This is a genomic window from Candidatus Obscuribacterales bacterium, assembly GCA_036703605.1.
In the GTDB taxonomy this organism is placed as follows: Bacteria; Cyanobacteriota; Cyanobacteriia; order RECH01; family RECH01; genus RECH01.
In genome coordinates this window covers 1-1,092 of sequence record DATNRH010000219.1, presented here as the reverse complement: position 1 = coordinate 1,092, position 1,092 = coordinate 1, and the positions used below count along the sequence as shown (strand labels likewise).

Genomic DNA, 1,092 nt, shown 5'->3' with positions numbered 1-1,092 from the left:
TGTACGGCACCCGTTGCAAGGAGGGAAGGCGTTGAGACTCGAGTTGGACCTGCGGCTCGATCTGAGAGGCAAATAGTAGTGTATCCCTCGTTAACAGCATTGGTTGCTTCAGCGTTGATGCGAGCCAGGGCGCGCTGGAGGCCGAGCTTACCCTCTGCAACGGCGAAAGTGGTATCAATGACTTTGGTGCGAGCACCTCCCCCAGTGTACTGCTTGAGGCCCTCCATTTCAGGGACAGTGAGCACAGGCGAGTCGACAACGATTCGTCGCGCTTGTTCGGCCGAGGACTCGGTTAGGTCCTGCTCTGGCCCGATGAGAGACGATGTGGAAGTCACTAGCGACTCCCGAATGGGGTCAATAGGTGGATTAGTGACCTGTGCGAACAACTCCTTGAAATAGTTGAACGTCGGCTGAGGGACGTCTGAGAGAACGGCAAGAGGGCGATCGATACCCATGGAGCCTAGAGCTTCACCCTTGCCCTCAAGCATAGGCACTAGCAGGACATTGAGTGACTCAGTCGTATGGCCATGCTGAGTTAGCTCAGGGTAGAGGTGAATGACATCACCACTGGCCGTGCTCCTGATATGGACTCCAGTCTCTGCCATGACCTATGCATTATGTGCCGAATTACCCGGTTGATCGGAATGACCTCCTGAGCCCATTTGGCGTACGGATACTTCAGCCCACTGGCAGTCTTAAGCTCTTTGTCTTCGATTAGGCGTCCCTGTTCAAAGTCCACAAGTAGCATGTGTCCGGGACGAAGACGGCCTTTTTTCTTGATATCCTGCGGAGGGACGTCCACCACTCCAACTTCGCTGGCCATGATCACCCGACCATCGTGAGTTTCGTAGAAACGGCCAGGGCGAAGTCCGTTACGATCTAGCGTAGCTCCAATTTGCTTTCCGTCTGTGAAAGCCACCAGGGCGGGACCGTCCCAGGGCTCCATGACTGTAGAGTGAAATTCGTAGAAAGCCCGCTTTGCAGGATTCAGCTTGATGTTGCGCCACGCCTCAGGGATCATCATCATGGCGGCTTCAGAGATCGGTCTCCCGGCATGCGTAAGAAACTCCATTACAGCATCGACAGCCGTAG

2 protein-coding genes are annotated in these 1,092 nt (G+C 54.9%); both read right to left on the bottom strand.

From position 1 onward, the window contains the following. On the bottom strand, positions 1–488 hold a 488-nt coding region (locus V6D20_04655; GenBank protein HEY9815083.1), incomplete at its 3' end, for a glutamate synthase central domain-containing protein. A 47-nt stretch (positions 489–535) separates the two neighbouring features. Further along, on the bottom strand, positions 536–1,092 hold a 557-nt coding region (locus V6D20_04650; GenBank protein ID HEY9815082.1), incomplete at its 5' end, for a hypothetical protein.